General features: G+C 51.6%; 17 protein-coding genes. 9 read left to right on the top strand and 8 right to left on the bottom strand.

Translation table 11 applies throughout. The annotated features are described in order from the left end of the window. Together AAF564_13675 and AAF564_13670 are read right to left on the bottom strand one after the other, a co-directional pair. The coding region (locus AAF564_13675) for a TolC family protein (GenBank protein MEM8486596.1) at positions 1–1,238 on the bottom strand (1,238 nt) is incomplete at its 3' end. Between the two features lie 20 nt (positions 1,239–1,258). Beyond that, positions 1,259–1,954 (bottom strand): TetR/AcrR family transcriptional regulator, encoded by a 696-nt coding sequence (locus AAF564_13670; GenBank protein ID MEM8486595.1) that lies wholly within the window; start codon positions 1,952–1,954, stop codon positions 1,259–1,261. A 241-nt stretch (positions 1,955–2,195) separates the two neighbouring features. Here AAF564_13670 and AAF564_13665 point away from each other — a divergent pair, with 241 nt between their 5' ends. Next, positions 2,196–3,365, top strand: a complete 1,170-nt coding sequence (locus tag AAF564_13665; protein MEM8486594.1) for a PQQ-dependent sugar dehydrogenase — start codon at positions 2,196–2,198, stop codon at positions 3,363–3,365. A 144-nt stretch (positions 3,366–3,509) separates the two neighbouring features. Here AAF564_13665 and AAF564_13660 read toward each other — a convergent pair whose 3' ends face one another. The 3 genes from AAF564_13660 to AAF564_13650 form a co-directional block, all read right to left on the bottom strand. Continuing rightward, positions 3,510–4,583, bottom strand: a complete 1,074-nt coding sequence (locus AAF564_13660; protein MEM8486593.1) for a mannose-1-phosphate guanylyltransferase — start codon at positions 4,581–4,583, stop codon at positions 3,510–3,512. Between the two features lie 178 nt (positions 4,584–4,761). Then, positions 4,762–5,676: a glycosyltransferase gene (locus AAF564_13655; protein ID MEM8486592.1), complete on the bottom strand. Its 915-nt coding sequence runs from the start codon at positions 5,674–5,676 to the stop codon at positions 4,762–4,764. Positions 5,677–5,680: 4 nt separating this feature from the next. Further along, positions 5,681–10,642 carry a C25 family cysteine peptidase gene (locus AAF564_13650; GenBank protein MEM8486591.1) on the bottom strand — a complete coding sequence of 1,654 codons (4,962 nt, stop codon included), beginning with the start codon at positions 10,640–10,642 and terminating at the stop codon, positions 5,681–5,683. 175 nt (positions 10,643–10,817) lie between these two features. Between AAF564_13650 and AAF564_13645 the strand changes: the two genes are divergently transcribed. From AAF564_13645 to AAF564_13630, 4 genes are all read left to right on the top strand, one after another. Then, a complete protein-coding gene (locus tag AAF564_13645) occupies positions 10,818–11,738 on the top strand; it encodes a sulfotransferase (GenBank protein MEM8486590.1) in 921 nt (306 codons plus the stop codon). A gap of 85 nt (positions 11,739–11,823) precedes the next feature. After that, on the top strand, positions 11,824–13,083 hold the full coding sequence (locus AAF564_13640) for an FAD-dependent oxidoreductase (GenBank protein ID MEM8486589.1): 1,260 nt from the start codon (positions 11,824–11,826) through the stop codon (positions 13,081–13,083). Between the two features lie 26 nt (positions 13,084–13,109). Further along, on the top strand, positions 13,110–14,123 hold the full coding sequence (locus AAF564_13635; GenBank protein ID MEM8486588.1) for a glycosyltransferase: 1,014 nt from the start codon (positions 13,110–13,112) through the stop codon (positions 14,121–14,123). Between the two features lie 179 nt (positions 14,124–14,302). Further along, on the top strand, positions 14,303–15,208 hold the full coding sequence (locus AAF564_13630; protein ID MEM8486587.1) for an NAD(P)/FAD-dependent oxidoreductase: 906 nt from the start codon (positions 14,303–14,305) through the stop codon (positions 15,206–15,208). Between the two features lie 78 nt (positions 15,209–15,286). Here AAF564_13630 and AAF564_13625 read toward each other — a convergent pair whose 3' ends face one another. Continuing rightward, the gene (locus AAF564_13625; GenBank protein ID MEM8486586.1) at positions 15,287–15,748 is read right to left on the bottom strand and encodes a single-stranded DNA-binding protein; all 462 of its coding nucleotides are present in this window, start codon (positions 15,746–15,748) and stop codon (positions 15,287–15,289) included. Positions 15,749–16,041: 293 nt separating this feature from the next. Here AAF564_13625 and mazG point away from each other — a divergent pair, with 293 nt between their 5' ends. From mazG to AAF564_13610, 3 genes are all read left to right on the top strand, one after another. Next, entirely contained in the window at positions 16,042–16,848 is an 807-nt protein-coding gene (gene mazG / locus AAF564_13620; protein MEM8486585.1) for a nucleoside triphosphate pyrophosphohydrolase, read from the top strand. A gap of 192 nt (positions 16,849–17,040) precedes the next feature. Continuing rightward, complete coding sequence (locus AAF564_13615) at positions 17,041–20,106, top strand: S8 family peptidase (GenBank protein MEM8486584.1); 3,066 nt, start codon at positions 17,041–17,043, stop codon at positions 20,104–20,106. A gap of 243 nt (positions 20,107–20,349) precedes the next feature. Then, positions 20,350–23,355: a S8 family serine peptidase gene (locus AAF564_13610; protein MEM8486583.1), complete on the top strand. Its 3,006-nt coding sequence runs from the start codon at positions 20,350–20,352 to the stop codon at positions 23,353–23,355. An 83-nt stretch (positions 23,356–23,438) separates the two neighbouring features. On the opposite strand, the gene AAF564_13605 is transcribed toward AAF564_13610, so the two are convergent. After that, positions 23,439–24,218 carry an SDR family oxidoreductase gene (locus AAF564_13605; GenBank protein MEM8486582.1) on the bottom strand — a complete coding sequence of 260 codons (780 nt, stop codon included), beginning with the start codon at positions 24,216–24,218 and terminating at the stop codon, positions 23,439–23,441. Between the two features lie 24 nt (positions 24,219–24,242). Further along, positions 24,243–25,082: an amidohydrolase family protein gene (locus AAF564_13600; GenBank protein ID MEM8486581.1), complete on the bottom strand. Its 840-nt coding sequence runs from the start codon at positions 25,080–25,082 to the stop codon at positions 24,243–24,245. A gap of 170 nt (positions 25,083–25,252) precedes the next feature. On the opposite strand from AAF564_13600, the gene AAF564_13595 reads away from it, so the two are divergent. Then, on the top strand, positions 25,253–26,119 hold the full coding sequence (locus AAF564_13595) for an SMP-30/gluconolactonase/LRE family protein (protein MEM8486580.1): 867 nt from the start codon (positions 25,253–25,255) through the stop codon (positions 26,117–26,119). The last annotated feature ends 133 nt before the right edge of the window (positions 26,120–26,252 follow it).

The following is a 26,252-nucleotide window of genomic DNA, read 5'->3' as shown; positions in this document are numbered from 1 at the left end:
TTGAGCCGAATCCCCACGCTGAATGACTGGTCCCAGTAATTCGAGCTAAAGACGCCATTACTCCCTTGCGAGAAGCTAAACGGGTCATTGGGGTTTGTGAGAATGAACGTCCGATTTGTGGGCACGTTGCCGACATAGCTATAATTGGCAAAAGCGGTGAGCGTCGGCAGGTATCCTGTCTGTGTCACCTTCGCATTTATCTGCTGTAGTTCGATGCTTAGGCGAATTTGCTCCAGGTCAGGGCGCTTTTCAAGCGCCAGGAATACGGCGTCTTCACTGCTGATGGTCAGGTAAGCGCCCATGTCCTGGGCTTCGAGTGCACCTACCAGATGAATCGGCTGGTCGAGTGGAATGCCGAGCGTCATTTTGAGCTGGTCAAGTGCAGCTTGTTCTGCGTTCTGTGTTTGTACAAAAGCCGTCTCAAGGTTTGCAAGTTCTACCTCCGCGCTGAGGCGCTGAAACTTGGGGGTTACACCTTGTGAAACCTGTTTGCCCAATTCTTGCACCGTTTCTTTTGTGCGGTCAACACTCTGGGATGAGACTCGGGCGCGTTCGCTAGCAAGCATGGCCTGATAGAACGACGCACGCACGTCGTCTATCAGCAATTGCTCTTGGCGTTCGAGTGCCAGTTCACTGCTAGCTTTTACAAATTTTGACGCGCCTTTAACTGCAATAAATGCGCTAAAGTCCAGGATTTTCTGAGAAACAGAAATGCCGCTTACAACCTGATTGGGTACTTCAAACGGGTTATCACCTCCCTGGCTGAGGACGATGCCGGCTTCTTCAAGCCCTTGTTGTTGCCTAAGGGCAAACTCTACAAAGGATAACGGATCGGTTGCAACGTCATTGTCGGTGCGGGCCTGTTCGTTAAAAGCCAGCCAGTCGATGAAGCCAAGCGAAGAGAACAGGTTGTTGGCCGAGCTACCCGAAAACGGGTTGGGACTTTTAATGTTACGCGTGTAACTGGATGTAACGTCGATTTGCGGGTAAAGCTGGCCGCGTCCTTCTTTTACCTGTGCAGAAGCTACCTCAACGCCAAGACGGGCGTCTTTAACGAGATAGCTGTTTACATAGGCAATCTGAAGCGCATCTTCGAGCGCAAGCCCGAGCGACTCGGAGGACTGCGCGTGGACCGTAGGGTTGAAACCCAACGTCAGCAGCAAGGCGGCAGAAAGGACCATGAGCCGGGTAAAGGCCAACGGCCGGCCGCTCTGTCTATTTATCTTTGGTGCTATCATGTATGTGCGTGCTATGAAGGTCAGGGGTGATCCGGATTGCTTTTTGGCCGCTGGCTGTTCGGCATCAGGCCATCAAGCAACATGGTTGTCAGAAACGTTGCCGCTTCTTCAGGTGGTAAAATTTCTTCCCGGTTATCAATCTTGTGCGTATCATCTGCTGCCAGAATCATGTGCACCTGCAAACCCTGAATGTTGCCGAGGATCATATGGGCAACAGCTTTAGGATCGAGGGCGCGGAGTTCACCATTTTCCATGGCATGGCGAACGGATTCGGTGAGGGCATCAATAACCCGCTCTTGCTGGTTGCGGAAATACGCAGCGTTGTCTTTGTCCTCACCAAAACACATCCGGTGTGCTTCTTTGACCAGGATCAGAAAGAGCTCCTTGCGCGCCAAGTAAAAGGAGAGACATGACACCGTGTAGTCATAGAACGCTTGCCTAAACGAAGATTTCGAAATAATCGACGGCGACAATGATGAAGTAATCAGGGCGATCATGTCTTCGTACAACTTGTCAAAAATGGCAAACAGCATTCCGCGCTTGCCGCCTTTGAAATAGTTGTACAGCGTACCTTTACCAAACTCAGCGCGTTTGGCGATATCTTCCAGCTTGGCCCGGCCATATCCTTTTTCGGCAAACTCTGCTTGTGCAGCGTCCAGGATAGCCATGCGACGCACGAGGCGTTCGCGTTCTTTTCTGGAAATGGATGGTTGCAAAATATGCAGGTGTGCGTTTGGGAATTTATAAAAGTGACCAGCGGGTCACATGATGACGACTACGTCACTATGTTGGAATTGATGCAACCAATAATTGAAGATGAAGCGAAGAAATGCATGAAACCGCTTTCAAATTCGCGCATTCGAAATTCAATTGAGTATTTGCTAATTTGCAGTACAGATTGTTGCCTGATTTCAGGTGAAAGCCGGGCAGCACGCGTTAACAAAATCCACAGATATAATGAACTTTTGCAAAGTACGCGCACTGAACACGTTTGCGATGCTGGCCATGTCCGGCGTCTTATTTTTGTTAATTGCGGCGCCCACCATGCCGGCAGTAGACGACCCGGACAAACCAAACGGGTTTAAAGAAGAGGCATACGCTACAGGACTCGATTCCCCATGGGGTATGGCCTTTTTACCCGACGGCCGGCTCCTGGTGACAGAAAAGATCGGTAACCTCCGCATTGTCGACACCGACGGTGCCGTGTCTGATCCGCTGGGCGGCGTCCCTGAAGTTTGCCTCTGCGGCCAGGGTGGCCTGCTCGACGTACAGCTTCACCCCGATTACGATGAAAATGGCTGGATCTATATTGCATATGCCGAAAAGCGGCTGGATGCTGATGACAAACCTATCGGCTGGACGGCTATCATGCGGGCCCGTTTGGATGGTATGAACCTGATCAACCAGGAGTCGATCTACCAGGCGCCTGTTGAAACGTTTTCGGGTCGCCCGCACCATTTTGGTTCGCGCATTGTGTTTGACAATGACGGGTACCTGTATTTCTCGATTGGTGACCGGGGCATGATGAATGATGCGCAGGTACTCAGCCGCTCAAACGGTAAAATGCACCGCCTGCACGACGATGGGCGGATTCCAGAAGACAATCCGTTTTTCAACATGCTGCATGCTGAGTCATCAATCTGGTCTTTTGGCCACCGCAATCCGCAAGGTCTCGCTGTGCATCCTGAAGATGGCAGCATTTGGACTGTGGAGCATGGCCCCAAAGGTGGCGATGAATTAAACCGTGTAGAGAAAGGCCTGAATTATGGTTGGCCCGTGATTACCTACGGCATCAACTACAACGATGAAATCATCTCCGATATCACAGAGAAAGAGGGGATGGAGCAGCCGGCGCATTACTGGGTGCCTTCGATTGCAACCTGCGGGATGGAGTTTTACGACGGCGATGCGTTTCCTGACTGGAAAAACAGCATCTTTGTTGCATCGCTGAAGTTCGGACAGATTCATCGGGTAGAAGTTGATGGCAGCAGCCGGACCCACGAAGAAGTATTCTACAAAACAGGTGGCCGGCCGCGCGACGTAGCCGTAGGACCTGATGGCTACCTCTACATCGCCATTGAAGATGCACCCGGACGCATCGTTCGACTTGTGCCTGACAACGGCTAGGCAGTGCCACAATCAAGCGTACTGTAAACTGCGGTAAACTAAAAAAGGAATTTCGAATGGCTGCGATGTTGCAGTCCGTCGAAATTCCTTTTTTGTTTGGCAGGCGTCGGTGCCTGTCGGTTTATTGCCTGTAAACTTTACGCCCTAGACAAACTCTTCAAGCTGGTGCGCGTGCAGGTAGTCTACAACATTTTTAACCTGCTGGGCGCTTTCTTTATTGCAGATCAGCACAGCGTCTTGTGTGTCAACAACCATGGCGTCGTGGATGCCCACGAGCACAACAAGCCTGTCGTTGCTCTGCACGAGGCAGCGGCTGGAGTCGTGCATAATCACGTTGCCAGCAACAGCATTGCCATGCTCGTTTTTGTCGCTAAGTCCGTACACCGCACGCCAGTCGCCGACATCACTCCACCCAAACGAGCCGGGTACAACATAGACGTTTGATGCCCGCTCCATCACACCATAGTCGATAGAGATATGCGGACAAGACTGGAATGACTTAACCAGTACTTCGTGCTCTTTGTCTGTTCCCAATGCATCTTGCAGGGGTTCAAAGGCTTCGTATGCTTCGGGCAAGTGCGTGCTTAGCTGGTTTAGGATTGTATCAGCCCGCCAGATAAACATACCACTGTTCCAGAGGAAATCACCTGAGTCGAGGAAGCTTTCTGCGGTTGGCAGATCGGGCTTCTCGGCGAAGGTCTTTACTTCATAGGCAGCCGGCGTATCATCCATGCCCACGGAGCCATTGAACTGGATATAGCCATAGCCAGTCTCGGGGTGGGTTGGTGCAATGCCGATGGTAACCAGCGCGTCTTTTTCCTGCGCTTTTTCGATCGCCGTGTTCAAGATTTTATGGAACTGCGCGACATTTTTGATCAGGTGATCTGCCGGCAGCACAATCATGGTTGCATCGGGATCCTTTTCTCGCAGCTTCATGGCTGCATAGGCAATACAGGGTGCCGTGTTGCGGCTAACCGGTTCTGCCAGAATATTCTCCGCTGGCACTGCCGGTAACTGCTGCTGCGTCTGCTCGACGTAGCGCTCATGGGTTACGATGAGGCAGCGCTCGGGCGGTACAAGCCCATTCAGTCGCGCCACGGTGTTCTGAATCAACGTTGCATCCCCAAAGACATTCAAAAACTGCTTGGGGGTAGCTTTACGGCTGCGTGGCCAGAAACGGCTACCAATACCGCCGGCCATGATAACTGCATAAATCATTTATTTATAAAGACTTGCTATGAAGAGAAAGGTCTATTGCCAATGGTCTTAAGACAATGCCTCTGATACAATTGCATGACGACTAACAATCGACCATTAACCGTTAAACCCTGGAATGGTTCGGGTGGCAAAAAGATATCTAAATCTCGTTGCAATTGGCCTGATACGCTGAACATCACTAGCGCCATAATCGGCCATAATTGGCTTTTAAATAAGCAATCGTTGCTGCATTTATCGGCTGGCGATGGATGTCTTTTATCGATTTGAGTCCATCCCGGATTCCTTTGCAATAGGTGCCAAACAACCCCGCGCGGAGCGCCCGGTAGCCGTACCAGCTCAACCAGGCTGGAATGTAAGTGAGTGGGTAGGGAAACGGAAGGTGCTTGTACGCAAACAATATTCTGTTGCGGGTCAGGTAGTACAAACGCCAGGGTGCTATCGCCGGCGCATCTGCAGGTGCCGGCGGTGGCTGATGGTGCACAACTATATTTGGCAAGTACGCAATGTGGAAATCTGCGCCAAGTGCGCGGTAAGCCAATTCGATTTCATCCAGTCCATACATCAATACCTCGTCAAAATTACCGCATTGCGCGATGACATCCCGATGGATCGCATGGGCGCCACCAAGGAAGTAAGAAATGCGGTGTGGCTCGTCGAGTATGGTTTTGTCTTGCCTGACCTGCCGGCGGCTATGCGGCGTCAACGGCCGAATGGTCCCGCTACGCGAGTCCATAATTTTTGTAGCGATAATGCCCGGCGCGTTTGTGCCTGAAAACGCAGTGGCTACTTGTTGAAGTGCCGTATCATCATCAAAAAAAGCGTCATCATCAATAATGAAAAATACATCGCCGGTTGCTGCTGCGAGGAGCCGGTTTCGCACCGCGTTGAGGCCCAGCTGTTTGTCGGCACGCAGGCACTGCACAGGCAGATTGCCGGCAATCGCTTCAACAGGTGCTACTTCAACGGGTGGTGTAGAGGCATCGTCGAGCACAATAATCTCGACATTGGCATATGCCTGCATAACTACGCTTTTGATGCAGCGATGCAGCAGAGCCGGCCTGTTGCGGGTGCCGATGAGTACGCTGATTTTCAAAGTGTTACCGGAGGACGACAATTTTCTCTACGCTGGAACTGTTATTCACGTCAATAGACTCGCCGGCAGCGCTTAGAAAGACTTTATAAAGGTATACACCCGGCGCTACCCGGTCACCGTCTGCATCACGGCCATCCCATCCCAGCTTGTTCCAACCGATGCGAAGGCCCGGGATTTCGAGGAGGCCGGGGTCTTCAATCAAATCAAATTCTTTGATGAGCCGGCCCGATAAGGTGAAAATGCGAATCCGGAAGTCATCTGCCTGCATTGCTTCATCGCCTCGCAAGCGGAAGGCAAACGTTGTTGCCGTATGCATCGGGTTCGGATAAGGGTAAAGTGATTCTATCTCAAATGCCGATTGTACACGGAAGTGCACCTGATACGGACTGTTATCTGCTTCATTGCCGGCTGGATCAAAAACCCGCGCAAAAAGGGTATGTGTTGTGTCGCGGCCAGAAAGGTCGGGGGTGAACACAATCCGCGCCTCGTTTTTTTCAACCGTGCCTGGTTCAAATTGCACCTGGGGATCTGAAAAATGCACGGTCACATCATCGAGCTCCAGTTGTACTAGATTTGTATCATTGAGCAGCTGAAAAGCCCCATCGTCTGAAATGGTTAGCTCGATGGTTGGGCGCGTGGATACAAAGGGCAGGGCTGGATCCTGCAGGTTTTGTACGGGCTGAAAATCAGCCGGCAGCATCTCACTGTCAATCAGTACCTCAAGGAGAGGCTCTTCGTTGTCGGTAAGCACAACAAACTCTCGAATCAGCACATTGTTGAGTAGGAAAGGTTCTGTGACGCCAGGTTGATCCAGGGCGATACGGATCCGATTTGTGCCGGCAAGATCTGTTGTTTCTACCTGTAGCGCTGATTGATACTGCGCGCCAGGTCCCAGATTTCGCAGGGTATCTCGGGCAAGTACCGATTCTTCATTGCTTGCGTTTGTCAGCGTGTAGGTTAGCACGGAAAGGGGCGCTGGCCGGGTTGACAGGTTGGTTGCAGCAGTTGCAATATCAAGTGTTTGTGCCACGGCCAGCGTGTCTGCGGAAAACGTAGTTGCCGAAGGGTCGATGGCCAACTCCACAGTTGGTTCGAAGAACACCGTCCATGCATCAAGTTGTGGCGTACTGGCCTGAGACAGATCAACAACGTTTGCTTCCAACTGCAGGTACGGATAGGTTACGGCATCCAGTGCACTCAAGTCGATGGACCCGGAGAGCTGCTGGTTTTCGAGTAGTATAGCTCCAGTCTCCGGATTCAATACATTAACGCTGATGTCGCTGTCGGTATTGGGAAGCGTAACCGTGCCTGAGAGGGTACGCCAGTCGCTTGCCGGCCCAATCAACGGGGATTTGGTATAGCCGGCAGACTGGTTGAAGAACAGCGTTGTATCCTGCGCAATTTCATTTATCGAGGTCGAGCTTGGGGGTTCTACCCACTCCATGGTTTCAGCAGGGAAGCCCACACGCGTGGTCATGAGCCAGAGGTGGCTGTACGTGAGTCCGTCTATTTGCTGGCTGCCAAGATCCCGAAATAATTGCTTCACTTCTTCCTGGATTGTAGGGCCATTCAGGTTGCCGAGGTGGCGGGTGCGTACAAAGAGGTAGTCACCTGTCTCCAGATTGGTCAACATATCGGTAAGTCCGGCAACGGCCCGCGTTGAATCTGTGTCAAACCGTTCTTGCAGGTCTTCCGAGATATTGTACGTAGGGAAAGAGGCGTAGTCTTTCAGTTGACCGGTCAGACCGTCAAGTACCAGGACGCCATATCCGAGGGTTACACCCAGGAACCGGGTACCGTTGACAATAAACTGCCCTTTTTCGAAGCCGGCACCACGCTCTGCCGTAGACCGCACATCCACTTTGAATTCAGAGAAAATCCAGGCCTGGGCATCCGTATTCCACTGAAGAAAATCATCTGTTTCGTTATTTTCGAAAAGACGTCCTTGCTGCGTCCACCCGGTTTGTGTAACAGATTGATCTACCGTAAAGTGACCATTTTGCCAGACGCCAGACTGGTCGTTGCTGTTAATGCGCGCGCGCCAGTAATAGGATTGTTTATCATTTAGCGCGATATCTACCTGCCAGGAGGCAATCGCGCCGGTTGTCTGTACCTCACCCTGTTGTAATGCCGGCGAATCGAACGACGGTACGGTGTCAACTTCAAATGCAATGGTGCGTGCAGTTGCGTCGTTGGTTGCAAGGCTGATCAGAAGTGTTGGTTGGATGGCTGGGATCAGCGCGAAGTCTGCTGGTGAAATGAGCGCAAGGCCGGCTGAGAAAATCGTGTGATTCTTCGACGCTACATTGTTCAACTCATCCACTTCTTCGAATATATTGACCGGGTCAATCGAAACCTGAAATGTATTTTCGCCAATATCGGGATTGCCAATCGGCACATTGAACTGGACAATTTCTTCTCGCTGTCGGGGGAGAATTTTTGTGGAGAGCGCGTCTTCGTTGCCTGACGGGCTGATATGGGTAAGCTGAACATCTACCGAATCGGTTGGCAAAAGGCCCCAATTGCGAATGGCTGTTTCTACGGTCACATTGCCATCTGCCGGGACTGGCGTAAGTGGTGTAACTTCAATGGCCTCGGCTGCTGTTTGAAATTCGGGTTTGTCGGCAATGCGTACGCGTGTTGCCGGGTCCCCAATCAGGCCGTATTGTAACAACACATTGTAGGCGCTGGCAGTTTGCGTTCGGGAAGTGATATAGCGTCGTTTTGCTTCTATGAGGGCGAGCCCGAGCACGCGGACGGTATCCTGAAATACAACCTGATGCAATTGGTCGGTGAGCAACGCGGGCTGGTCGATTGTTGAAGCGCTTGAGGAGCCCCAGTGGGCAATGGCGCCATTCATGGAGGCAAGCACAAGGCGTTCTCCATAAACGAGGCGGTCGGTTAATTCAAACCTACCGCCGGCAAAGTTGCCTGTGTTACATCCCATGGAGAGTACAACGGGCAAGCGGTCTGCATTGTCGTAGTCTTCTGGCGCTTCAGTGACAATCTCCCACGTATCAGCTGCTGAGTGACCAAAATAGCTTACCCAGGAAGCACCGTCTTTAAATGCATCGTTTAAGGCATCCTGGAATGTAGGGTCGAGAGGGTCTGAGGCGGTTTTGAAAAATCGGAGCGTATCCATCCCTGTGGGAAGCCCTGTGGCGTGTTCACCCCATGAAAGGGCATGGCTACGGAGACGGGCCTGCTCGAACTGGGTTTGTCCGCCGACCAGGAGCAGCATTCTTTTTTGCCAGGCTGCAACGGTGCCGGCTTCATAGTTGCTGATCTTTTCTACAAAAAAGGACCCTGTTTCATTGTCTCTGATCGGAATACGGCCAATGGCGGGGCGTTCAATCCAATCTGTTGCACCATTTTTTTGCATACCAAACCAGCCGTCTGCCGGTGCATAGCCAAAAGAAAGGACTTCCCAGGGGAAGAGTTGGCGCCGTGCCCGGTTGTCTTCTGGCCGTAGAATATCCCCCCAAAACATGACAAAGGCAGGGGGTTCGGGCCAATCAAGCGCGGCATGCACAAAACGGCGGATGGCCAGCGGGGTAGGGCGGCCGTAATCAAACTGGTCGAAAATATCGTATTGATTTACAATGAGCGTGTTGTACCCATCAGCCTGCTGCCGGTAGTTGGCCAGGTCATTGGCTGAGGCTGTAAGCGCAGGCGTTGTAATGATGATGTAATCTACTGCGCCGGGTGATGCGGCTAGATCGACAGGTTGGCGAATCTGGATGTCAGCCGGCGCAAGAAAGCCATCTGCATCAACAATGGTGTAAGTGACTGGCCCTGATGCATCATCGTTAAAAGCATACGTGTTGCCGGCTTCCTGTGCGAGCAAAAAGCGCCGGCTGTCACGCGGGCTGAAGGCTGCCAGTGGGGCAGTACCCTGGTTTGTAACGCGAAGGGTTCGTGCGCCGCCAGCATCAAAAGCCATGGATAGCTGATTGGCCGGCAACACTGTATTTCGGATGTAAGACGCTTCAACCCAATCGATGAATACGCGGTTTGGAACACTGTTGAATGAGTTGTCCGACACCACAACGGCGTTTAGTGTCGTAGCGCCGGTAACAAGGTTTTGCGGGAGTGCAATCCGAAGGTCCCGGTAGGCATATCCCGACCATTCAACCTGTGCTGTACAGGTTGCGCAGCTTTGTGGCACACCATCAGCTTCCAACTGTAACGTAACAAGATGTTGTGGTGCAGAGCCACTACTCAGCCGAGCTGTTACAACAAGGGAGTCTGTTGAGGCAGCCGCGTCAGCTAGATTTAAGGGAAATGTTTCCCTGATTGGGGCCGTGTCGAGATGTGAAATTAGCCGCTCGAAATACCCTTCGCCACGGGTATATTCCGGCTGGGCAGCGTCATCGGAATCGCCAAAATAGTAGAGGTTGTCTTCTTCAATATGCAGGGTGTCGCGAAACGAAGAAACAGCGACGGGGTTGTTCAGGGGCTGATTGGGGTCCGTATCGGCATAGCGCCGGCCAGCTTCACCATCCCAGGTTACCCAGTACCAGGTTGTGTCGGAGAACAGGCTGAAATGGGTACTGCCCTGCAGGGAGGCATCTCCGTTGTATGCCCAGGCTTCTTCATCACCCGTATTTCTGCTGCCGGCAAAAATGAACGCATCCGATGGCTGCAATGCAGCAGCAGTTCCGCCTTCGAGCCATAATGGTATTTCTTGTCCTCTGTGGAATATCTTCAGGCTGGCCGGGTTGATATTGGCAAGGGGCACGCCGGCGTCTGCCAGTTGTGTGCCCGAAATTCGGTACATGCCGTCTTCCAGTACAGCCAGCTTGGCATACGTCGTGCCCTGGTTGATCCATGATGGGTCAAACGAATCAGACTGGCTGTATGCTGATGTGCTCAGGAATGCTATGTTTAGAAACAGGGCGCAAAAGCACGGGAGGCCAATGCGGGCAACTATATGCAGGATAGCTTGCGAAGAATAAATGCTCATGTATAATGAACTGTGAAAGAACCTGATAGGACGAAGCTTGATTCGAGGTCTGACTGCTAGATAGGTGGCTACAGGCAACAGTCAGAAACAGACCCGCTAGTGACATTAATCGTTCCACTTTTGTGCCTTTTCGAGAAGAATTTCGCGAAGATAACTGCGGTTTTACTGGGTAAACATGCGATTTCCTGATTTTATACTCATTGGGGCAGCAAAGTCGGGGACTACAGCGCTGTTTTATTACCTGTCGCAGCACCCAGAAGTTTTTGCGTGTCCGGTGCGAGAGCCTAATTTTTTTGCCCTGCAGGATACGCCGGCTGAGGAATTGCCAGCGTTGTTCTCCGGGCCCGGAGACCGAGAAACAGTGGGGCGAAACAGCGTGACGGATTTGCAGGCTTATCACGCCCTTTTTAAGGGGGCTCAGCCGGGACAGGTTGTTGGGGAGGTTTCTCCGCTATACTTATATCATCCCGATGCTGCATCCAATATTGCCCGGCAGGTGCCGCAGGCAAAGCTAATCGTTGTCTTACGCAATCCGGTTGCGCGTGCCCATGCAAGTTTTCTACACCTGCGCAGGGACGGGCGTGAGCCTTGCACGCACTTTGGCGAAGGCCTTTTGCTGGAAAAGGAGCGCCGCACCGCCGGCTGGGAGCATTTGTGGCACTACGAGGCAATGGGCAGGTACGCTGCGCAGGTTGAACGGTATCTGGCACTTTTCCCGCGCACGCAACTGCTTTTCCTGTTGTATGACGATTTTGTTGCTGATGCACCGTCCGTTTTAGCCCGATGTTTTTCTTTTCTGGATGTAGATGCAGCCTTTGAACCCGATCTTTCCCGCAAACCAAACCGGTCCGGCATTCCCCGAGTCAAACCGCTGCAGCAGTTTTTGTCTGGTACCAGTGCATTAAAAAAAGTATTGGTGCGGTATCTGCCGGCGCAAACAAGGGGCCGGTTGGTTTCCGGTGTACAACGCCTGAATCTGGCACGTCCTGCGCTTGAAAAAAGGATCGCCAATAAGTTGCAAGCTGCCTACAAGGAAGACATCGAGCAACTCCAGGATCTTATTGATCGGGATCTAAGTGCGTGGTTAACGGATTGATTGGGCGTTGCATGCAACCGACTATCTGATATTTGAACGATTACTGAGGCATAAGACACTGAACACGTTTATTCTAGGCGCAGGCATGACGGGCCTTGCGGCCGGTATCAAATCTGGATTTCCCGTCTTTGAAGCAGAAGCTGTACCTGGTGGAATTTGCTCATCTTATCACCTGTCACCCGGCAGCCAGCAACGCAACAGTGGTGGGACGGTACCGCCGGATGCCTATCGATTTGAATATGGCGGCGGCCACTGGATTTTTGGCGGCGACCAGGAAATACTGGATTTCATTGGGCAGTACATCAACATCAAAAAATACAACCGTTCTTCGGCTGTGTTTTTGCCGGCGCACGATCAGTATGTACCGTATCCACTGCAGTATCACCTCTCGTATCTGCCGGAGACCCTCGCCTCCACGGCCCTCGCTGAATTGCTAAATGCGGCGCAACCTGACATTAAAACGATGGAAGACTGGGTACGCGCGCAATTTGGGCCAACCCTGAATGCCCTGTTCTTTGCGCCGTTCCACGACCTGTACACCGCAGGCTTGTGGCGCAGCATACGGCCACAAGACAACTACAAAACGCCGCTCGATTTAAAACTGGTAGAACAAGGCGCAGCTGAGCAAACGCCTGCGGTCGGATACAACGCTACGTTTGTATATCCTGCAGAAGGCCTCGACGAGCTTTCGTTGCGCATGGCCGATGCCTGTGAGGTACACTACAATAAACGGGTTGTCAAAATTGATACGGCAGCGCGGACGGTATTTTTTGAGGATGGTGAAAGCCGTCCGTATGATCGGTTAATTTCGTCGTTGCCACTGAACCAGATGCTGGAGATGACCGGACTTCAGCCCGCCATGAAGTCAGATCCGCATACAGCTGTGCTGGTGTTGAATATTGGTGCTGTACAGGGGCCGGCTTGCCCTAAAGAACACTGGATTTATGTACCTGAAAGCCAGTCTGGTTTCCACAGGGTAGGATTCTACAGCAACGTCGATTCACACTTTTTGCCGGCAGCTCCTGCTGATAACCGGCCTCGGGCCAGCCTGTACATAGAACGCGCCTTTTTGCCTGATGCGCGGCCTTCTACTGAAGAGATTGCAAAATATGAGCGCGAAGTTGTGGCCGAATTACAGGCATGGGGCATGATTGAGGAGGCAGAGGTTGTTGATGCTACCTGGGTTGAAGTGGCTTACACATGGTCCTGGCCGGGGTCTGCGTGGATCAACGCGTCGATGGCATTGCTGCGCGAACACGGCATCGACATGTTGGGACGGTATGGACGATGGCATTTTCAAGGCATTGCTGCTTCGATTCGCGAAGGCCTGCAGGTCGACGTCTAACAATGCTTCAACTACAGCTCCAACCCATGGCGTTAGCCCCACTGCAAGCTGAGCCGCTTGTTTCCGTTTTGATGCCAAGTTATAACTACGCATCGTATGTAACGGCTGCCATTGCCAGTGTGCAGGCGCAAAGCTGGACGCATCTCGAAATCATCGTGTGTGATGACGGTTCAACTGATGGTTCAGCAGACATTGTGCGCAGGCTTGCAGCGTCAGATGACCGCATCCGGCTGATTGTACAGGAAAACGCGGGCGTTGCCGTTGCGCTAAATAGGGCCTTTGCTGCTGCACGTGGTGAGGTGATATGCCTGCTTGATGCCGATGATGTCTATGAAGCGACTAAGATTGCTGCTGTTGTTGCAACAATGCAGCGTAAACAACAGGCCGGCTTTGTGCAGCACGCAATGTCTGTAGTTGATGCAGCGGGAGAATTTATACGGACCTTGCCGACCCATGGCCACTTTGAGGCTGGCTGGCTGGGGCCCGCGTTGCTCAAACGCGGCGGGCGGTGGCGCAACATGCCGGCCAGTGCGCTAAGTTTCAGGCGGGAAGTTGCTGAACGCCTCTTTCCGCTGCCGGCGGCCTACCTGTCTAGTATGGCTGATGCCTACCTGTATATGTTGGCGCCACTTCTTACCGAAGTTGCGTATCAGCCTGAACCGCTGTCGTCTTATCGCTTGCATGGCAACAACCTTACCGGTGCGCTTCATTTTGATGCCCAGCTTTCCCGGAAATACGTCGAAGGTATTGCACGCGTGCATGCTGCTGTGAAAGATGCCGTTGATCGCCGTGGCCTCTCGCTGCCGGCATACGCTGCCGCTGATCACTTAACTCACAATGAGCACCAGTTCATGGTGCAGCTTTTCAGTGGCGCAGCACGTGGTGCGTTGTGGTCGATGTACCGTGTGCTTGTGCGGCAAATCAGGGCTGATGACTTGTACCCTGAAAAACGAAAGCTGGCGGGTATTGCTGTTCTTGGAGTGGCAATACTGCTGCCTTTACAATCCCGTGCCGGCTGGGTATCCAGAATGATGGGTTGAGCGGGGAGGTTTTAGTGCCGTTTAAATTTTCAAGTTTTAATAACTGTTATAATATAACCGCGTCCCCCCCCCCAGGCGGTGCGTGAAAAATATCCTTTCTCAAGGTGTAACCAATAGCGTATAAATACCATCTAAGGGATCTTCACTGAAGAACAACTCACAAGATCAGGTAGATGGATATGGTTGATGTAGCGATTATTGGCGGTGGCCCCGCTGGTCTTCAGGCGGCCCTGGTACTGGCTCGAACCCGAAAAGACGTTATAGTATTTGACAGCACCTCTCCACCCCGAAATGGCGCTTCTCACGGCGTGCATAACGTGTTGGGGCTCGACGGGTTGTTGCCTGCAGAAATTCGGTCGCAAGCATGGGCACAGATCAATGTTTATCAATGCGCCGGACTTCGAAAAGAGCGCGTGGATAATATTGAAATAGACGATGCCGGCGTGTTTGTTCTCTCTTCTGAAAACGGTACGCAGCTTAAAGCAAAACGCGTTATCATCGCGCTGGGTTACGAGGATATATACCCATCGATAGAAGGATTTTCTGAAGCCTGGGCAAACACCATTATTCCCTGTCCTTTTTGCGATGGTTACGAAAATCGTGATCGGGTTTGGGGCCTGGTGATTAACTCAGCTATGCAAGCCGCACATTTTCCTGCGCTGGTGAAAAACTGGACGGCCTCAGCCAGGCTGATCCTGAATCAAAAAGAGGTCGTGTTGGATGTAAAGGATGAGGAAAAGCTACGCGAAAATGGTTTCACCATTCATGCCGGCAGCATTGTCGAAATTGAACAGGTAAACGGCAACGTGAAATCTGTTAAGCTGGATACAGGAGAAGTTGTTGAGATAGAAACGCTATGGTGGGCACCTGCGCGGAAAAAGAGTGCGCTGGAAGAAAAAGTGATACGCGACTTTCAGTTGTCGCTCGATGAAATGGGGCTGATCCAGACCGATGAAAGCGGGCAGACTGATGTCAAAGGGTTGTACGCAGTGGGTGACGTCGCACAAATGCCCCCCTCTGCCTTAGGCGCTATGGTGGGGGGGAATACGGCAGCTTTATCGATTATTCGCGCGTGGTTTGGGTAATCGCATTTGTTGGGGGACAAAAAAAGGGCGCATCGCCTGTGCGATACGCCCTTGCCAAATTGTATAAAGCAACAGCCCTTAGAACGGCAGGTCGTCATCTGGCGTGAAGGCGTCAGCCGGTGCAGCAGCTGGTTGTTGTTGTTGCTGTGGGCGAGACTGACCGCCCTGGTAGCCGTTTCCACCACCTCCGCCGCCCATGTTTTCACCACGGCCACTGAGAATCATCATCTCCCGCGCCTTAATTTCTGTTACCCACTTTGTGTTGCCGTCTTTGTCGTCGTACGAGCGGGTCTGGAGTGAGCCTTCAAAGTAGACCTGTGAACCTTTTTTCAGGTATTCGCCACAGATCTCAGCGAGCCGGCTCCAGGCTACCACGCTGTGCCACTCTGTTTTGTCGACGAGCTGTCCGCTTGCATCTTTATAAGAATCGTTTGTTGCGAGTCGCATGTTGCAAACGGCGGTACCACTTCCGGTGTAGCGCAATTCCGGGTCTTGCCCCAGGTTACCTACCAAAATTACTTTGTTAATACCACGTGCCATAGTTTACCTCTGCTGATTGTATGAAAAACATAATTCCGGGGCGGTCGACATGAGTCCACCGGCACTTTCTCACGTTGGAGTGCAGCGCCGGCCAGGTATACGTTACATTACATGAATCCACCCAGCGTCTAGTTAAGAACCTTGATTCTTAAGACACGTTTTCAGGTCACAACATAACCTTTAATCAATAAAAAGATCCAGTGTGACAGCATTGTGTCATGTCCTTTTTTGATCTTTTCACAAGTTTGAAATAGTGCTGCCAGACACGGCGCCCCCTTACCTCGAATTCGACCATGCCAGACAAGATTTACGAAGCAACCTTTTGCCCATCTCCCGAAATTATGGAAGCGTTTGTCGACTTCTACGCTATCGTAGGGCAACTCCGGCGCGACTGTCCATGGGATCGTGAACAGACCCACGTATCTGTCAAACATATGCTCATCGAAGAATCGTATGAGGCACTGGAAGCGATAGACGAAGGAGACTGGGACGAGTTGTCCAGGGAACTGGGCGATGTGCTGCTGCATGTCCTTTTCCATAGTGATATTGCCAGCACAGCTGGTACTTTTACGCTGCTCGATGTTCTCCAGCAAGAATCGGAAAAACTGGTGCGCCGTCATCCCCATGTGTTTGGCGATGTACAGGTGAACAGTGTGGAGGAAGTGCATGAGAACTGGCGAAAAATCAAAAAGACGGAAGGCCGTAAAGCAACGCTTGAAGGCATACCACGGCACCTGCCCGGGTTGCAACGGGCACATCGGCTTCAAGAGCGTGCAGCCGGTGTTGGGTTTGATTTTGAAAACGCGGCTGATACGTGGCAAAAAGTGGAAGAGGAACTGGCCGAATTTCAGGAACTGGATAACGGCGGTGCGTCGGTTGTTGAGCAAGAGAAAGAATTTGGGGATTTACTTTTTGCGCTGGTCAATTATGCGCGTTTCAAGGGACTCAACCCGGAAAACGCGATTCGTCTTACAAATGCCAAATTTGAACGCCGGTTTACCCATGTTGAAAAACGACTGGCTGAACAGCAAAAGGCCTTTGAGCAGGTTGATCTCGAAGAAATGGATCGCTATTGGGATGAAGCGAAGGCAATGGAATAAGGGATGTCTTTGGGTGTCAGGTAAAGAGGGGGCGTTTTTGGATAACAGACTACCCGATTCAGCAGCGATTTTGAAGTCGTGATGAATGAAGTATATTATACCTGATCCGTGGTGCCGGCCCAACAATGTCCCCATGCCGGCAAGGGAAACTGTGCTGGACCGATTCATCGATATAACATGTTCACCCCTTTTATGGTCAAGGATCTACCCTATGGTGTGGCCCCGCTTCTTGCCGTTTGCAGTGCGTTAGTGCTTGCATGCTGGCCGGCCTATGGTGTGTATGCACAGGTTGTTGTACCACAGGATGTCGTGCCACAGGGCGCACAGGGTGACGTCCTTGTACTGGAACGCCCTGCGCCAAATGTCTTGCGGGCGCCTGCTGTTTCTGGTCAACTGATTGTCAAACTTCGCCAACGCGTACCCGGTAAAGCCGGCGCAACCGGACTCGCATCCTTCGACCAGAAAACGCAGCAATTATCCCCTGCAGGGTTACAGCCGCTTTTTCCGGGCCTCGCAAGTCTGACTGCCGCGGCCGCAGTGAATCAACAAAAGCAATACGCGGTTGATGCCATCACGCACGCACGTGATCTTGAGCAGGTCTATGCCTTGCACTACAACGCTGATATAGCACCCATTTTGGCGGCTGCCCTTTTGGCGGATGACCCCAACGTTGTATATGCAGAGCCCAGGTATAAATATCCGCTCACAGGTTTTCTGGCGTCGTCACCTGATGACGCACCTGCAGCTTTAAAACTTGAGCCAAACGATCCACAGTTCTCTGAAATGTCGCACCTTTCGCATGTCAACATGCCGCAGGCGTGGGATGTGGTTAAGTCTAGTGAAGGGAATGTAATCATCGGTGTGGTAGATGCCGGCACGGACTGGCGGCATGAAGACCTGGTTGGCAATATTTGGAGGAATCCCGGAGAACTGGAAAACAATGGTGTTGACGATGATGACAACGGATTTATAGATGACACCCGGGGCTGGAATTTTGCAAATAGCTCCAATGACCCAACCGGGCTGGCCCAAACAGAATCCAATGCTATCCACGGGACGCTCGTAGCCGGTATTGCTTCTGCCGTTACCAACAATGAAGAAGGGATTGCAGGCGCCAGTTGGAATGCGCGGTTGATGCCGGTTAATGCAGGATGCGCCAATACCGACAATGCCGTTTGTTTTGGCTATGAGGGTATTCTATATGCGGCCCTGGAAGGTGCAGATATCATCAATGCGAGTTGGGGCGGACCCGATTCATTTCTGGGCCGCGAAGTTGTTCGCATGGCTCTGGACCTGGGTGTGTTGCTCGTAGTCTCTGCTGGTAATGGTACGGGGATCACCCCTGAAGGCATTAATATCGACAAAACGCCTACGTTTCCGGCTGCCTATGACCGGGTGCTGGTTGTTGGTGCAAGTGGTAAGCGTCAGGACAGTAAAGCAGAGTTTTCCAACTTCGGGGTTGGCGTTGATGTGTTTGCACCGGGTGTGACGCTGAACAGCATCGTGCCAGACAACGGCTACAGCACTTTGGCAAGCGGTACCTCTTTTTCGACACCGATTGTTGCCGGCCTTGCAGCGCTCCTTAAAACGCGCAATCCTACCTGGACGCTCGACCAATTGCGCGAACGCATTCGCGTGAACAGCGACCCCATCGAAGGCAGCAACGCAGACTCCCTCAACGGCCTACTCGGACGGGGCCGGATCAACGCAGCCCGCACCCTGAACAACGAATTGCGTCCTGCTATTCGGATCAATGACTTTACCGTTATAGATCAAGGGAATGACGGTATAATCCAGCGGGGTGAAACTGTAGCTTTGAATGTGGAGATGGTAAACTACCTTGCCGGCGCGCAGGACATCTCTTTTTCTCTTTCCATTGATGACCCCAATGTAGTTATCCAACAAGGGCTTTATACGATTGGCGATCTCGACTCGGACATTCCTGTCAACGTTCCTTTTGCATTTTCTTTTCTCAACAACGTACCACGCGACTACAGGCTGAGCTTCCGGGTTGATATCGAAGCAGTGGGCTATCAAGATGCCGCCCTTGTGCAACTGGTTGCTAACCGTGCCACGCACGATACCGGTGTGCTGCAAATGTCGCTCACCGATGAAGGCAACATTGGATGGACCGGATTTCAGGATGAGTCTTTTGGCGAAGGGTTTAAATACCTGGGTGTAAACTGGTTGTTTGAAGGGGGCATTTTGGTGGGGACGGGTCCTGGTAAAATTTCTGATAGTGTGCGCAACACGGGTGACAACACCCAGGATATGGATTTTGCGCGGCCTGAAGGTGGATTCTTTGGGATTCTGCAAGCAGAGACGGTTACAGAAAATGGACTCGTTGTCATCAACGATACGCCGGCTACAAATCCACTGGGTATCACCATCCAGCAAGAGAGCTATGCTGACCTTGCAGATGAAAATAATGACTTCATCATTCTCCGCTACGTCTTGTCGCTGACTGATCCACAAGCCACCGCCGCTATCCAGGATGTCTACATGGGCATGTTTACTGATTGGGATCTGACCCGAAGCAGTGATTTTGCCCGGTTTGATGAATCGCGGGCAATGGGCATTGTTCAGCCCTCTGCCACTGAACCAGTCTTGCTGTTAGGGTCGAAGCTGTTGTCTACAGAATATCAGATTTCCTATCGCTCGATTAACAATGAAGAGATTTTTGACGGGCGTTCAGGAGGGGATGGGTTTACGAATGCTGAGAAGTGGGCATTCATGAGCAATGGCGTGCAGGTAACGGATGTCGACAATTCAGATGTATCAACGCTGATTGCTGCCGGTCCTTTCAGACTGTCTCCTGGGGAATCTGTAGATATTGCATTTGCACTTATGGCGGCCCGCAATGGCAATGAGTTGGCGTCTTATGCAGATCGCGCGCAAACATTTTGGGAAGAGACGCTGTCCCAGATGCCCCCGTTTCCCGTGGCCAATGAAGACGATGAAATGTTGTTGTCGTTTGATTTGTCACTGGCTTATCCAAATCCGACAGCAGGGGCGACCCATATGGCATTTACAATACCAGCAGCCGGCGCCGTTCGTTTGGATCTCTTTGACATGCTCGGGCGAAAAGTCTTAACCTTGTTAGACAAAACAGTGCCCGCAGGCCGGCATGTTGTCCATTGGAATGGCCGGAACTATAAAGATGAGGTCGTATCAAATGGAGTATATTTTTACCAGATACAGGCTGATACTGAAACCGGGCACTACCGTGCCACCCGCAAGGTCGTTGTTGTGCGCTGAGAGGCACATTCTTTGCAGACCATGACGCATAGCCACAGGCGTTGTGTTTTAATAGCGCCGGCCAGAATTTTATCTACACAACAACGCGAAACTTATCGCTCGCATTAGTTACTGGTCACGGCTCAATTGTATCTCTAATACGCAACCCATGCATTTGCTGCGTCAATTGATCGAAATGCAAGCGTAGCAGTGTGCCACAACCATCAGGATTCGGAAGAAATCATTTTACCCATTGGAGGACCAATGCATATTACAGGACGATTTAGCGTGTTTACGCTCCTGTTTCTCTTTGTACTCGCTGGCGGACCCGCCTCATCAGCGCTTGCTGAAACAGACACAGATGATGACAAAAAAGGGCGGTCTAGCGAGGCCAATCAGTACATCACACCCGGTTGGGTTGTCGTGAAGTTCAACGCAGGGCATACCGTTACAACGGGGGTATCCAAAACAGGCATTCGTTCTGTTGATGCCATCATGTCGCGGATTTCTGTGTTGGATGTACAGCCCATGTTCGGTTTTCTGAACAATCTTTCTGCCAGCAAGCAAGAGACGCTTAAAGGCGTAGACGAATTGCAGCGCATCCACAAAATGCAATTTGATGCTGAGCGGGATCCGCAAATGGTTGCTGCATTGCTTTCTCGCTTGCCCGAAGTTGAATACGCTGAGCCACTGTACCGCCATAAAATTACCCGCGTAAACGAGTCGCCGGCGTGGTTTGAGTCTATGCCTGCGCAAAGTCCCTTTGCGGCCGCTATTCCCAATGATCCACGGTATAATGAACAAATCTATTTCGACCGGTTCTTTATTGAAGATGCCTGGGATGTCATCAAAGCTGAAGCGGGCGACGTGGTAGTTGCAGTAATTGACGGTGGTACCGATTGGACCCATGAAGATATGGTTGCAAATCTCTGGGTAAATCCTGGTGAGATTCCGGATAATGGCGTTGATGATGATGGCAATAATTTTGTTGATGATGTCAATGGTTGGAATTTCCCTGCAAATTCCAACGACCCGAAAGGCCTGACCAATACACCGTCCAATGCCCAGCATGGAACAGCTACAGCCGGCCTTGTTGCTGCCCAGTCTGATAACGGTACCGGCATCGCCGGCACAAGCTGGAATGGCACGTACCTTCCGGTTAACATTGGCTGCCCCAATGCAGATGATTTTATTTGCTTTACCCTCGATGGTATCGCTTATGCTACTGTAAATGGTGCTGACATCATTAACGCAAGCCTCGGTGGTTCGTTTGGCTCGAGCACCGGACAGGACGTTGTAAACTTCGCGTATGAGAACGGTGCGCTTCTGATTGCCGCCGCGGGCAATGGCAACCGGAATAACAACGACTTCAACCCACACTTCCCTGCAAATTATAACCACGTGCTTTCTGTAGGCGCTACAAGCCGGTCGAGTGATGCGTTGACTTCGTTTACCAACATTGGTGTTTCTGTTGATGTTTTTGCACCAGGCAGTGGGATCCTGACAACTTCACCTTTCAATAGCTACTTTAACCAGTCGGGTACCTCCTTTTCTGCGCCGATTACAGCCGGCCTTGCAGGCATGGTGAAAGTACTCAACCCGACCTGGGGGCCCGATGAAATCAGAGAACAGGTACGATCCACATCTGATGATATCCTGGGTGCAGGTGCTAACGGCGCTGTACGAAATCGGATAGGCAAAGGCCGTATCAATGCTTTGCGTGCTGTGACGGAAGCGATTCCTTCTGTTCGTATTGTCAATGCTGAGTTACGCGATGCCACAGGCAGCAGTCGGATTGGCCCGGGTGAAGTTGCTTCTGTACTTGTTGATGTGACCAACTTCCTCGAACCCGTGTCAAACCTTACGCTCACGCTTGAAACGTCAGCTACTGATGTCACGCTGAGGCAGCCAACGGCAACCATTCCAACCCTCAATACGGGCGATACAACGCAGGTTGTCTTTGAGATTCAGCCGTCTTTTACCATCGATGCCAACGTTCAGGCCAACATGGTAACGCAGATGAGCAGCGGCGATTATACTGATATTGATGCATTTCCCGTGCTGCTGAATAGTACAACCCACGATACGGGTAACATTCAGGTCACGCTCACCGACGAAGGCAACATCGGCTATGAAGGTTTTGCCGGCGAAACACCTGGCAATGGGTTTCGCTATCTCGGCTTTGACTTCCTTTTTGAGGGCGGCTTAATCGTGGGCAGCAGCGTCAACACGATTTCAGATAACATCCGCGGCGTCAATCCTCAGCAGGATGACGATTTTGTGCGTGCTACCGGCACCAACTTCGGCATTATCGATGGGCGCGAGACGGCTGAGGAAGGGGCACTCGAACTCGTTGATACAAATGCTGAAACGCCGCTGAATCTTAATATCCGGCAGGATAGCTACGCTGATACGTCGGCTGCCAACAGAGACTTTGTCATCATTAAGTACACTATTGAGAACCAGGGTGCCGCTTCGATTGACGATTTCTACGCCGGCCTCTTCTTTGATTGGGACTCTTTTGATGACCCCGGTTCTGATCACGCCCGCTATGATGCAAGCAGGGAAATGGGTTATTTCCTGAACAATACGCCGGAAATGGCTGATGTATTCCTGGCAACCAAAATGCTGACAGACAACGACATCACGTTTCGCGCGATTGATAATACAACCGAGATTTACGGCAACACAGGGCCAACCGACCCGAACGATGGATTTACTGATGATGAAAAGTGGGAATTCCTGAGTAGTGGTATCCAGACCCAGTCGCTGGATGTGACCGATATCTCCATTATGCTTTCAGGCGGACCGTTTACAATCGGCGCTGGCGAAAGCATTGAAGTTGCGTTTGCCGTAGTTGGTGGCACATCAACCGAAGAAATTGGCGCCCATGCTGATGCTGCGCAGACGCTTTGGGACAATACCCTCGCCGGGTTAAGCCCCAATCCTGTTTCAAACGAAGATGACGTGCTACCTGTCTTCACGTTTGGTCTTGCTGATCCTTACCCAAATCCGGCACGTGGCGAAGCAACAATTGACTTCGAGTTACCTGCTGTAAGCGAAGTCCAGCTTAGCGTATACGACCTGCTTGGCCGTGAAGTGAAAACGCTTGCCCAGTCTACAATGCCTGCTGGAAAGCACAGCATCACCTGGGACGGTCGCGACAACGCCGGCCTCAAACTCGCCAGCGGTGTTTACATGATTAACCTCACAACGCCAACAGCAGACGGTCCAAAGTCAGCAACCCGTAAAGTTGTCCTGCTGAAATAAAGTTTAACGTTGAAGGTTTTAAGGTTTAAGGTGCGTTCGAAAGAAAATCACCTTAAACCTTAAACTTTCGACATTAAACCAACCTACGTCATCATGCGGTCGAGATGGACGTAGCCGCCGTCTACGTGGAGGTGCTGGCCGGTGATGTGGCTGGCCTGGGATGAGAGGAGATAGACAACCATAGAGGCAATTTCCCGAGGTGTGGTCATGCGATTGCCGAGCGGGATGTACCCTTCAATTTCCTTTTTTGCTGCATCCGGGTCATCGTGGTGGCTCACCCAGTGTTCGTACAGGGGCGTCCACACTTCAGCGGGCAAGATCGCGTTTACGCGAATTCCAAATGCTGCCAACTCAACCGCCCATTCGCGCGTCAGGCCCAGTACCCCTCCTTTGGCTGCAATATATCCCGATGTTTGCCCCTGGCCCGTAACGGCTGTTTTCGAGCTAATGTTTACAATTGGGCCGTTGCTCGTTTTCAGATGGGGCAGGCTATAGTGCGCCATGCAATAGACGTGTAGCAGATTCCGTTCAAGGGATTCAACAAAAGCTTTAGGGCCGGCATCAAGACCAATGCGATCGTTGAAGCCCGCATTGTTTACCAGGCCATCAATTCTTCCAAACCGATCCATGGCATGCTGGACGACCTGCGCACAGGTCTCGGGATAAATCAGGTTTCCGGCTACGCCAGCGATGGCTTCTCCTTTGTTTTCGTAAAAAGCGACCACTTCGTCAAGCGCTGCCTCATCTTTGTCGGCAATGACAGGCACAGCGCCTTCTTCAATCAATATGTCGGTGATGGCGCGCCCAATGCCTTTGGCACCGCCGGTTACAATGATAATTTTGTCGTTGAGTCCTAATTGCATGGCTTGGAGGGTTTGGGTTTAGCGCTACCTTGGAATGCCGTAAAAAGATGCGGCATTGCCGCCAAAAAATGCAGCCTGTGCTTCCTCAGTTAGCTGGCGGGTATACGTTTTTACAAGCTCAATCATGCGGCTATACGAGCCGGCGACAAGGCAAACGGGCCAATCTGATCCGAACATGGTCCGCGTTACCCCAAAAGCTGAGAACACGACGTCGAGGTATGGCACGAAGTCTTCGTAACGCCATTGCTCCCAGTCCGCTTCGGTAATCATGCCCGACACTTTGCAGTAGACGTTTGGGAATTTTGCAATTTCTGACATCATGGTCTGCCAGCCATCAATAAACTGGTCTTTGATGTAAGGTTTTGCAATGTGGTCGATCACAAATGGTTGCTCCGGCATTTGGCGTACAAGGCTGAGCACCGCGCCCAATTGATGGGGATACACGAGTACATCGTACGCCAGGTTAAAGTTGGCCAATAGGGTGAGTCCACGGCGAAAATTGTCTCGCAGTATAAAATTGACATCTTCCTCCCCCTGTACGATGTGTCGTATGCCGCACAGCTTTTTGTGCTGTGCGAAATGCTGGAGCCGGCTAGCTACATCATCTGCCTGAAGGTCAACCCAGCCGACGACGCCTTTGATAAAAGCATTTTTGTCAGCCAGATCAAGCAAAAAGGAAGTTTCATGTTCAGATTGGTCAGCCTGCACTGCTATGCAACCGTCAATCCCATGTGCACTGAGCACTGGCGCGAGGTCGTCCGGCAAAAAATCTCGCCGAATGCGCTGCATACGTTCGTCAATCCATGCATATTGAACGGGATTGTATCGCCAGAAATGCTGATGAGAATCAATCGTGCCGGGCATAAGAAAAACGAAGGGTTGCTGTGGAATGTGACGCAATATAGGTGAAGCAAGTTATCAATCACCAAACAAGTTGTTTGCTTCAGGTTTTTGTTGTGTAACGGGTTTGCTGTTTCCCTTTGCAAGAATTAGCTTCCTTCAGCATTAACGATCACCTTATTGGGCACAAGAGCATGAAGGCTGCGCTTGCATTTGCATCGAATGATATTCTTGGAGAAGGGCCTGTCTGGTCTGGAAAGGAAGAGGCGCTCTACTGGATCGACATTAAACAACCGTGTCTGCAAAGGTGGCATCCCGATAGCGGCAAACATACCGTATGGCCGTCGCCTGCAGAGATAGGTAGCTTTTCCCTCCGAGAACGTGGCGGCGCCATTTTGGCCCTTCAAAACGGGTTGTCATTTTTCGACTTTGCAACAGGTGAAGCTGCGCACATTGCTGACCCTGAGGCACATTTGCCGGGTAATCGATTTAACGACGGCAAGTGTGATCGTGCCGGCCGTTTTTGGGCGGGCACAATGGACAACGAAGAAAAAGACTTTTCCCTCGGATCGCTATATCGGACGGATGCCAACTTGCAGCCTGTTCACGTCCGGGGCAATGTAGGTATTTCTAATGGCCTGGGATGGAGCCCGGATAACAAGACCATGTACTATGCTGATTCACCTGCCGGCTGTATCTATGCCTACGATTTTGATTTTGCATCAGGTACGCCTGCCAACGAGCGCGTGTTTGCAACGGTCGAAAAAGGGGTGCCCGATGGCCTAACTGTAGACAGCGAAGGCTTTGTATGGAACTGCCAATGGGATGCGTGGCGTGTGGTCCGCTATGCGCCGGATGGATCTGTAAACCACATACTGGAAATGCCTGTGCAGCGCCCGACAAGTTGCATGTTCGGCGGGCCGGCGCTTGATACACTTTATATAACTTCTGCAAGCATCAACCTCACCGAGGCTGAACGCGCAAAACAGCCCCATGCTGGCTGCGTCTTTCAGGTGGCTACCAGCACCAAAGGCATCCCAGAACCACTTTTTGCCGGTTAACGGCTGGCCGCACCCTCCGTCACCTACAAATCCCCAGAACCCTTGAGCGAAGAAAAAAAGAAATTCAGAAGTAGCGCCTGGTTTGGCAATAAAGACAAAATGGGTTTTGTTCACAGAAGCTGGACAAAAAACC

The sequence above is a fragment of the Bacteroidota bacterium genome (assembly GCA_039111535.1).
Classification (GTDB): Bacteria; Bacteroidota; Rhodothermia; order Rhodothermales; family JAHQVL01; genus JBCCIM01.
Note: the sequence above shows the minus strand (reverse complement) of the source record. Positions and strands in the feature narration are given on the sequence as shown.

Coding starts and splice junctions, on each gene's coding strand:
- AAF564_13665 (MEM8486594.1), top strand. CDS start 2,196: ATGAACTTTTGCAAAGTACGCGCACTGAACACGTTTGCGATGCTGGCC.
- AAF564_13605 (MEM8486582.1), bottom strand. CDS start 24,218: ATGCAATTAGGACTCAACGACAAAATTATCATTGTAACCGGCGGTGCC.
- AAF564_13630 (MEM8486587.1), top strand. CDS start 14,303: ATGGTTGATGTAGCGATTATTGGCGGTGGCCCCGCTGGTCTTCAGGCG.
- AAF564_13600 (MEM8486581.1), bottom strand. CDS start 25,082: ATGCCCGGCACGATTGATTCTCATCAGCATTTCTGGCGATACAATCCC.
- mazG (MEM8486585.1), top strand. CDS start 16,042: ATGCCAGACAAGATTTACGAAGCAACCTTTTGCCCATCTCCCGAAATT.
- AAF564_13660 (MEM8486593.1), bottom strand. CDS start 4,583: ATGATTTATGCAGTTATCATGGCCGGCGGTATTGGTAGCCGTTTCTGG.
- AAF564_13635 (MEM8486588.1), top strand. CDS start 13,110: ATGGCGTTAGCCCCACTGCAAGCTGAGCCGCTTGTTTCCGTTTTGATG.
- AAF564_13640 (MEM8486589.1), top strand. CDS start 11,824: ATGACGGGCCTTGCGGCCGGTATCAAATCTGGATTTCCCGTCTTTGAA.
- AAF564_13595 (MEM8486580.1), top strand. CDS start 25,253: ATGAAGGCTGCGCTTGCATTTGCATCGAATGATATTCTTGGAGAAGGG.
- AAF564_13650 (MEM8486591.1), bottom strand. CDS start 10,642: ATGAGCATTTATTCTTCGCAAGCTATCCTGCATATAGTTGCCCGCATT.
- AAF564_13615 (MEM8486584.1), top strand. CDS start 17,041: ATGGTCAAGGATCTACCCTATGGTGTGGCCCCGCTTCTTGCCGTTTGC.
- AAF564_13625 (MEM8486586.1), bottom strand. CDS start 15,748: ATGGCACGTGGTATTAACAAAGTAATTTTGGTAGGTAACCTGGGGCAA.
- AAF564_13610 (MEM8486583.1), top strand. CDS start 20,350: ATGCATATTACAGGACGATTTAGCGTGTTTACGCTCCTGTTTCTCTTT.
- AAF564_13645 (MEM8486590.1), top strand. CDS start 10,818: ATGCGATTTCCTGATTTTATACTCATTGGGGCAGCAAAGTCGGGGACT.